This is a genomic window from Vogesella mureinivorans (assembly GCF_007644035.1).
GTDB classification, from domain to species: Bacteria; Pseudomonadota; Gammaproteobacteria; order Burkholderiales; family Chromobacteriaceae; genus Vogesella; species Vogesella mureinivorans.
The window spans coordinates 1-324 of the sequence record NZ_VMTV02000544.1; the positions used below are offsets into that span (position 1 = coordinate 1).

A 324-nucleotide genomic window follows, 5' to 3' on the forward strand; every position below is an offset into this window, starting at 1 on the left:
CGAATACACCTCAGTGGAAGACGCCTGCCTGTTCGCCCAGCACATCGACCACGCCCAGTTCGCCGTGATCAACGACGCCGGCCACTTCCTCGACATGGAACACAAGGCCGCCTGGTTGCAGACCCAACGCGTGCTGCTGGACTTCTTCAACGCCCCCAGCAAACGCCTGCAACTGCCAGCCAAAGGCGACCTGCGCGACCTCCAGGCGATGGCGGTATGAAAGGCACCAAGCGCGGAGCGGATGCGTCTATTCGGACGCCTCTAGAAACGTAGGTAGTTTCTAGAGGTGCCCGAACGCTCCGCGCTTCATTTCTGGGTCATGTT

Annotated in this window: 1 protein-coding gene; it reads left to right on the forward strand. The window is 60.5% G+C overall.

Annotation, left to right across the window (positions count from 1 at the left end; genetic code table 11):
* Positions 1 to 220 (forward strand): alpha/beta fold hydrolase (locus tag FLQ44_RS14470; protein WP_369126614.1); only part of this gene is annotated, 220 nt, incomplete at its 5' end.
* Positions 221 to 324: the final 104 nt, after the last annotated feature.